An 8,584-nucleotide genomic window follows, 5' to 3' on the forward strand; every position below is an offset into this window, starting at 1 on the left:
CAACGTTACCTATTTTAGGTAATTTACTGATTAAAGTAGAAGACAACGTGTTATCAATGACGGCTACCGATCTGGAAGTCGAATTGATCAGCCGTGTTACGTTAGAGGGCGACTTTGAAGCGGGCAGTGTGACCGTTCCTTCGCGTAAGTTTCTCGATATCTGCCGTGGTTTACCGGATAGCTCTGTTATCACTGTTGTACTTGAGGGCGATCGCGTTCAAGTTCGTTCTGGGCGCAGTCGTTTTTCTCTAGCAACGCTACCCGCGAGTGATTTCCCAAATATTGAAGATTGGCAAAGCGACGTTGAGGTTTCTTTAACTCAAGCCGAATTGAAAGGGCTGATCGAGAAAACCCAGTTCTCAATGGCGAACCAAGACGTTCGTTATTATTTGAACGGCATGCTATTTGAAATTGACGGTAACACGATTCGTTCGGTCGCGACCGATGGACACCGTATGGCGGTCTCACAAGTTACTTTAGTGGGTGAGTTTGAAACCCAACAAATTATTGTTCCACGTAAAGGCGTTCAAGAGCTAGTCAAACTTTTAGATGCACCGGAGCAATCGGTCGTTCTTCAAATTGGCAGCTCTAATCTGCGCGCCGAAGTCAACAATTTTGTCTTCACATCGAAGCTTGTTGATGGGCGTTTCCCTGATTATCGCCGTGTTATGCCGCAAAATACCAACAAGACACTGACTACTGAATGTGATGAATTGCGTCAGGCGTTTTCACGTGCAGCGATCTTATCGAATGAAAAATTCCGCGGTGTGCGCGTGAATCTCGCCAATAATGAAATGCGTATTACGGCGAATAACCCAGAGCAAGAAGAAGCCGAAGAGACACTGGATGTGGATTTTCAGGGTGAAGATTTAGAGATCGGTTTCAACGTGAGTTATGTGCTAGATGTTCTTAACACACTGCGCTGCGATAAAGTGCTTATCTCAATGTCAGATGGCAATGCCAGTGCGTTGATTGAAAACGCGGAAGATGACAGTGCCATGTACGTGGTTATGCCGATTCGTCTCTAAATGAGTCGTTTATTGAATAGCGCGGTTTAAATGCCTCTTAATCGTCTTATTATCAAACAATTTAGAAATATTGAAGCCTGTGATATTGAACTATCTACAGGCTTTAACTTTCTTATTGGCCCTAACGGCAGCGGCAAAACCAGTGTATTGGAAGCCGTTTATCTGCTTGGTCACGGTCGCTCATTCAAAAGCTCTTTAACGGGCAGAATCATTAAAAACGAGTGTGAGGAACTGTTTGTTCACGGTCGTTTTTTGAACTCGGATCAATTTGAGCTACCTATTGGCATTAATAAGCAGCGTGATGGGACAACAGAGGTTAAAATAAGCGGTCAATCTGGGCAAAAGCTTGCGCAGTTAGCTCAGATATTACCCTTGCAGTTGATTCATACTGAAGGGTTTGAATTGCTCACGGATGGGCCGAAACATCGCCGGTCATTTATTGATTGGGGGGTGTTTCATAGTGAACCCGCCTTTTACGATGCATGGGGACGTTTTAAGCGCCTCAACAAGCAGCGTAATGCATTATTAAAAACGGCAACTTCCTATCGAGAACTCAGTTACTGGGATCAAGAGATGGCCCGTTTAGCCGAAAATATTAACGCTTGGCGACAAGAGTATGTCGATGAGTTAAAGAATCACGCCGAGCAGATTTGCCAAGCATTTCTGCCTGAGTTTGAAATCAAGGTCAATTATTATCGCGGTTGGGAGAAATCCACACCTTATCAGAGCATTCTGGAAGATAATTTTGTCCGTGATCAGGCGCTTGGTTACACCTTCAGTGGGCCAAATAAAGCCGATTTAAAGATTAAAGTGAATGGAACACCGGTTGAGGATGTTCTGTCACGTGGTCAGTTAAAGCTGATGGTTTGTGCACTTCGAGTTGCGCAGGGCCAGCATTTAACACACAAGACGGGTAAGCAATGCATCTATTTGATTGATGACTTTGCTTCTGAATTAGATAGTCAACGTCGTAAGCGTCTAGCCGACTGCTTAAAAGAGACGAAGGCACAAGTTTTTGTAAGCTCTATAACAGAAAGCCAAATTGCCGACATGTATGACAATAACGGCAAGATGTTTCATGTGGAACATGGCACAATAGAGCAAGGATAAATAGCGAGAGAGTAATTCATGTCTGAAAATTACGATTCATCGAGTATTAAGGTACTAAAGGGTCTGGATGCAGTACGAAAGCGTCCGGGTATGTACATCGGCGACACTGATGATGGCACCGGTCTACACCACATGGTTTTCGAAGTGGTGGATAACTCAATTGATGAAGCGTTGGCAGGTCACTGTAATGACATCATTGTGACTATTCATGAGGACAACTCTGTTTCAGTTCGTGATGATGGTCGTGGTATTCCAACAGAACTGCACCCAGAAGAGAAAGTATCAGCAGCCGAAGTTATCATGACGGTACTTCACGCTGGTGGTAAGTTCGATGATAACTCGTACAAGGTTTCGGGTGGTTTGCACGGCGTAGGTGTATCGGTTGTAAATGCACTGTCTAAGCAAGTTACGCTAACCATTCAACGCGGTGGTGAGATTCATACACAAACATACCACCATGGTGAACCTCAGGCCCCACTTGCCGTAACAGGTAAGACAGACGGTACGGGTACAGAGATCCGTTTCTGGCCAAGTGAAGAGACATTCACCAATATCGAATTCCATTACGATATTCTGGCAAAACGTCTACGTGAGCTCTCTTTCCTAAACTCAGGCGTTTCAATCAAGCTAATTGATGAGCGCGAAGAAGATAAAATGGACCACTTCATGTATGAAGGTGGGACACAGGCGTTCGTTGATTATTTAAATAAGAACAAAACACCGATTATTCAGAAAGTATTTCACTTTGACTTTGAACGTGAAGACGGCATTTCTGTCGAAGTGGCAATGCAGTGGAACGATGGTTACCAAGAGAACATCTATTGTTTCACTAACAACATCCCCCAGCGTGATGGTGGTACTCACTTAGCGGGTTTCCGTGCGGCGTTGACGCGTACACTGAACAGCTTCATGGACAAAGAAGGCTTCTCGAAGAAAGCGAAAACATCCACTTCTGGTGATGACGCTCGTGAAGGCCTAACAGCGATTGTATCGGTGAAAGTGCCCGATCCTAAGTTCTCAAGCCAAACCAAAGACAAGCTCGTTTCTTCAGAAGTGAAATCAGCGGTTGAATCTGCAATGGGTGAAAAGCTGTCTGAGTTCCTAGTAGAGAACCCAGGCGAAGCGAAGATTGTTTGTTCTAAGATTATTGATGCAGCGCGCGCTCGTGATGCGGCTCGTAAAGCTCGTGAAATGACTCGTCGTAAAGGCGCATTAGACCTTGCTGGCCTTCCAGGTAAGCTTGCCGACTGTCAGGAAAAAGATCCTGCTCAGTCTGAACTTTATATTGTGGAAGGAGACTCTGCTGGCGGTTCAGCCAAGCAGGGGCGTAACCGTAAGAACCAAGCGATTTTGCCACTAAAAGGTAAAATCCTAAACGTTGAGAAAGCACGCTTTGATAAAATGCTGTCTTCTCAAGAAGTGGCGACGTTAATCACGGCTCTTGGCTGTGGTATCGGGCGTGACGAATACAATCCAGATAAACTGCGTTACCACAACATCATCATCATGACCGATGCCGATGTCGATGGTTCTCACATTCGTACGCTGCTTTTGACATTCTTCTACCGTCAAATGCCAGAATTGATTGAACGCGGCTACATCTACATTGCTCAACCACCACTTTACAAAGTGAAGAAGGGTAAGCAAGAGCAATACATCAAAGATGAAGATGCTATGGGTCAATACCAAGTTTCTTTAGCGCTTGATAACGCATCACTACACGTTAATGCTGAAGCACCAGCCTTTGCTGGCGAAGCGCTAGAAAAACTGGTTCAACAGTATAATGCTGGTATTAAGCTGGTGGATCGCATGAGCCGTCGTTACCCGCGCGCATTGATTCATGAGTTTATTTATACGCCGCGTCTAACGGCTGAGCAGTGTCATGATTCAGCAGCCGTTGAAGCATGGGGCAAACAGTTAGTTGAACAGTTAAATGAGAAAGAAACGGGCGCGAGTCAATACAGCTTGCAAGTTGAGCAACATGCTGAGCTAGGTTTAAGCATTCCTAAGATTGTGGTTCGTACGCACGGTGTGACGCACGAGCACTTACTGAGCATCGACTTAATCAATTCGAAAGAATACGCAAAACTGGCCGATCTTTCAGACGCTCTCGATGGCTTAATTGAAGAGGGTGCTTACATTAAGCGTGGTGAGCGTACACAAGAAATATCGACGTTTGTTGAAGCGCTTGAGTGGCTAATCAAAGAATCTCGTCGCGGTCTAAGCCTACAGCGATACAAAGGTTTAGGTGAGATGAACCCTGATCAGTTGTGGGAAACAACCATGGATCCTGAAACTCGCCGTATGATGCAAGTAACGATTGAAGATGCGGTTGGCGCAGACCAATTGTTTACGACATTGATGGGTGACCAAGTAGAACCTCGTCGTAACTTCATTGAAGAGAATGCACTTAAAGTAGCAAACCTAGACGTTTAGATTACTTTCTCTTTGTTGGATTGACTGATTTCTGCGTCGAAGGTGCTCATTTATACTTATAAATTGCGCGCCTTCTTCTTGAACTCAGCCAATCCATCTTCGATAAAGAAACCTATATTATTTGAAAGTACTGCCTATTGGCGGTGCTTTTTCGTTTGTAAGGTATTGAAAAGTATTGGATTGTAAAATGATTTTAAATAGTCCCTTGAAACTATTTTGCTTAATCCACATATCTAGTTGTGAAGAGGATGACTGTCTTGCTCATGAGAGAAGAAACAGAACTCTGGACCGCCGATAACGAATCGCTCAGGAGAGGATATCGTTTGACGCACACAATTTAATGTATCCATTCACTCATGTCCCAGAGCAACAGTGCCCGAGGAATGAGGTTTGAATGACTCAGACTGCTTGAGGCGCGATGCCCAACAGCTGAGACTATTGCTTAATTTAAGAGGATAGTATTATGCGCAACGTAGATTTCTCACCTTTATACCGCAATGCAATTGGCTTCGACCGTCTATTTAATCTGATGGAAGCGAGTAACGCTAAGAACACTCAAGGCGGTTACCCTCCATACAATATCGAACAACAAGACGAAAATAATTACCGTATTACTATGGCTGTCGCCGGTTTCTCTGAAGAGCAGATCGACCTGACTCAAAAAGAGAACATGCTGCTTGTTCGTGGTGAACGTAAACCTGAAGAAGGGAAAAATTACGTTTATCAAGGCATTGCAGAGCGTGACTTTGAGCGTAAATTCCAACTGGCTGATTACGTAAAAGTGATTGGTGCAACGATGGAAAATGGTCTGCTTCATGTTGACTTAGTCCGTGAAATTCCAGACGCGATGCAACCACGTAAGATTGCCATTAATGGTAAAAACATTATTGAGAGCTAGTCGACCCTCTCAATATTGAGAGCGAAAGATGAAAGAGCGCTATTGGCGCTCTTTTTTGTTGTGTCTAGCATCGCTAATCAGTACCTTCTGCCCCGAAAATACATTGATTAGGATAATGGAATGAGAAAGGTTGTATTGACGGTGCTAGTTATTGCTGTCTCTGGTTGCTCAAGCCTTGTAGCGCCACTTGCTTCGGATTATGTCGCCACGAATGGGGAAACGATTCGAATCGCATACTCTAATTTAGAAAAATCAGCGAACTGTCAGCTGAAAGGGCACTCAGCGTTTAACCCCAATTCGCAGAGTATTCTGGGGATTGTTTCTCTTGGTTCAAGTGACGTGGATACGGATCAGAAGATCAACTCTACCTTTGGTGAAGAGGCCGCTGCAGTCGGGGCCAATTATGTTAATCGCGGGTTTGCGGGATCATCATCGTTTGGCGGTGTTTATGAGCGGTCTTCGACGGTTGAAGCGGCCTTTTTCAAATGTGAAGACATTCCGGCGCTATAAAATCGAGCAGCCCAAAGTGGCTTTGGGCTGTTTTCAGGCTTACTGACCTTGGTAGGCCTTAGTCACTTCTTCTGCAATTATGTCGATGCCTTTTTGCATCATTTCATCATCCTGTACGTAGTTCATACGCACACACTGGTGAGCATGTTCCCAGTCATCCTCTTGGCCAATGAAGAAGTATTCGCCAGGTACTATCAGTACACCACGTGTTTTTAGCCGTTTGTACAATTCCATCGTAGTGATTGGCAGTTCATCAAACCAGAGCCAAAGGAATATTGCGCCTTCAGGTTTGTGGATTCTAAAGCGAGGATCGGTGATGGCGTTTTGCAGCAGTTCAACCGCACGCTGAGATTTATGCTGGTAAAAAGGCTTGATCACATGACTGCTGAGTTTTAGGAGATCGTCTTTCTCGATCATATGGCTTGCGATCGCAGGGCCAATACTGCCGGGCGCTAAGCTAATAATGCCATTCATATTGGTCAGTGCTTGAGTCACTTCTTCACTCGCAATCACAATGCCGCAGCGTACTCCCGGTAAACCCAGCTTTGAGAGGCTCATACATAAGATAGTATTCTCATTCCAAAACGGTTTTACGTCTTCAAAAATGATATTTGGAAAAGGCAGGCCATAAGCATTGTCGATGATCAGCGGGATATTATTCTCACGCGCTAACGTATCGAGTTTCTGGATCTCTTCGTCCGTTAGTACATTACCGGTTGGGTTGGTTGGGCGTGATGCGCAGATCGCAGCCACTGAGTCATCAACTTTGAGCTTTTCAAAATCGACATGATATTTGAATAAACCATTATCGAGCATCTCAATCTCAGGGTGGTAAGAGACAAAGATATCTTCATCGATGCCTGCATCCCCATAGCCAATGTACTCAGGCGCTAAGGGCAGTAATATTTTTTTATGAGAGCCATCTGACTGTTGACCCGCTAATAGGTTAAATAAGTAGAAGAAGCCACTTTGGCTGCCATTGGTTAAGCTAATGTTCTTCTCAGATATGTCCCATCCGTAAGTCTCTCTGAACAGTTTTGCTAACCCTTTAACAAAAATATCTTTACCTTGTGGGCCATCGTAATTCGTCATTGACGTAATAAGCTCTCCACTGGCGAGCATCTCTTCACTGGCTTGGCGAAAGTAATCGAGCATGGCTGGAATGGCGGCAGGGTTACCCCCTCCGAGCATGATGGCACCTGGTGTGCGAAGGCCATCATTTAGATCATCCATTAACTGGGTTATACCGGAATACTGATTAAATTTTTCACCAAACTTAGAAAATTGCATTACTTACTGTACCTAATTCATTGCGAGTGCTTTTTATATGAGAAACGGTTGTTCGCACCGTTTTGGGTAATCGTTGAACATACCGCGGAATGACTTTATGAGGCAAAGCTTATTTTTAGTTTAGACAAAAACAAAGCCCAACTCCTCGGAGTTGGGCTTTGAGAGGTGTCTAGTGAAGTGTAACCCGCTGCTTTTGAGCGAGCGGTTAGCTTCCTGACTATTTTTGCAGTAAAGAAACGTCCGCAATCTGTAGGAACAGGTTACGTAGGTTGTTCAGTAGCGTTAGACGGTTCCTCTTAAGCGCTTCGTCATCAGCCATCACCATGACGTTATCGAAGAACGCATCAACAGGTTCACGTAGGTCAGCAAGCTTGCTTAGGGCTTCTTGGTAGTTGCCTGTTGCGAATGCTGGTTCTAGTGCTTCCGTCATTACTTCAACTTTTTCAGCCAGTGCTTTTTCTGCGTCTTCTTGAAGAAGCGTTAGGTCGATCTCTGCTGGTAGTTCGCCGTCGAATTTCGCAAGGATGTTACCTACACGTTTGTTCGCGGCTGCTAGTGCTTCTGCGGCTTCCAGTTCACGGAAATGAGAAACGGCTTTAACACGTTGGTCAAAATCAGCTGGTTTAGTTGGACGACGTGCGAGTACCGCTTGGATGATATCAACGCTGAAACCAGCATCTTGGTACCATGCGCGGAAACGACCTAGCATGAAGTCGATAACGTCAGCTTCTACGTTTTCGTTAGTTAGCTTGTCGCCTAGTAGCGCTTTCGCTTTACCGATCAAATCAGTTAGGTCTAGGTTGTAGCCGTTTTCAACGATGATACGTAGTACACCTAGTGATGCACGACGTAGCGCGAATGGGTCAGAACCTTTTGGTGCTTGGCCAATACCGAAGATACCTACGATAGTGTCTAGCTTGTCTGCCATTGCTACTGCTGAAGAAATGCCAGTGCTTGGTAGCGTGTCACCCGCGAAACGAGGCATGTACTGCTCGTAAAGTGCCAGTGCTACTTGCTCGTCTTCACCATCGTGCGTTGCGTAGTGCATGCCCATCACACCTTGAGTATCCGTGAATTCGAATACCATTGATGTCATTAGGTCACACTTAGCCAGTAGGCCTGCGCGCTTAGATTTCTCAACGTCAGCATCGATTTGCTCAGCGATGTAGCCAGCAAGTTCTGTGATGCGGTCTGTTTTGTCTTTGATAGTACCAAGTTGCTTCTGGAAGATAGCTTGGTCTAGCTCAGGAAGACGGTCGATCAGCGGACGCTTACGGTCTGTGTTGAAGAAGAACTCAGCATCAGCAAGACG

7 protein-coding genes are annotated in these 8,584 nt (G+C 45.1%); 5 read left to right on the plus strand and 2 right to left on the minus strand.

Annotated features, from left to right (window positions below; all coding sequences use genetic code 11):
* From dnaN to BCU12_RS17520, 5 genes are all read left to right on the plus strand, one after another.
* Positions 1–1,028: DNA polymerase III subunit beta (gene dnaN / locus BCU12_RS17500; protein ID WP_102405538.1), on the plus strand; the 1,028-nt coding region annotated here is incomplete at its 5' end.
* Between the two features lie 30 nt (positions 1,029–1,058).
* Positions 1,059–2,138: a DNA replication/repair protein RecF gene (gene recF, locus BCU12_RS17505; protein WP_102405539.1), complete on the plus strand. Its 1,080-nt coding sequence runs from the start codon at positions 1,059–1,061 to the stop codon at positions 2,136–2,138.
* Positions 2,139–2,156: 18 nt separating this feature from the next.
* Positions 2,157–4,574, plus strand: a complete 2,418-nt coding sequence (gene gyrB / locus BCU12_RS17510; protein WP_102405540.1) for a DNA topoisomerase (ATP-hydrolyzing) subunit B — start codon at positions 2,157–2,159, stop codon at positions 4,572–4,574.
* 463 nt (positions 4,575–5,037) lie between these two features.
* Positions 5,038–5,472, plus strand: a complete 435-nt coding sequence (locus tag BCU12_RS17515) for an Hsp20 family protein (RefSeq protein WP_102405541.1) — start codon at positions 5,038–5,040, stop codon at positions 5,470–5,472.
* Positions 5,473–5,592: 120 nt separating this feature from the next.
* Positions 5,593–5,982 (plus strand): hypothetical protein, encoded by a 390-nt coding sequence (locus BCU12_RS17520; protein ID WP_102405542.1) that lies wholly within the window; start codon positions 5,593–5,595, stop codon positions 5,980–5,982.
* Positions 5,983–6,021: 39 nt separating this feature from the next.
* On the opposite strand, the gene BCU12_RS17525 is transcribed toward BCU12_RS17520, so the two are convergent.
* Together BCU12_RS17525 and glyS are read right to left on the minus strand one after the other, a co-directional pair.
* Positions 6,022–7,272 (minus strand): valine--pyruvate transaminase, encoded by a 1,251-nt coding sequence (locus BCU12_RS17525; RefSeq protein WP_102405543.1) that lies wholly within the window; start codon positions 7,270–7,272, stop codon positions 6,022–6,024.
* A 217-nt stretch (positions 7,273–7,489) separates the two neighbouring features.
* The coding region (glyS, locus tag BCU12_RS17530; protein WP_102405544.1) for a glycine--tRNA ligase subunit beta at positions 7,490–8,584 on the minus strand (1,095 nt) is incomplete at its 5' end.

The sequence above is a fragment of the Vibrio sp. 10N.261.55.A7 genome, assembly GCF_002877365.1.
Taxonomy (GTDB): domain Bacteria; phylum Pseudomonadota; class Gammaproteobacteria; order Enterobacterales; family Vibrionaceae; genus Vibrio.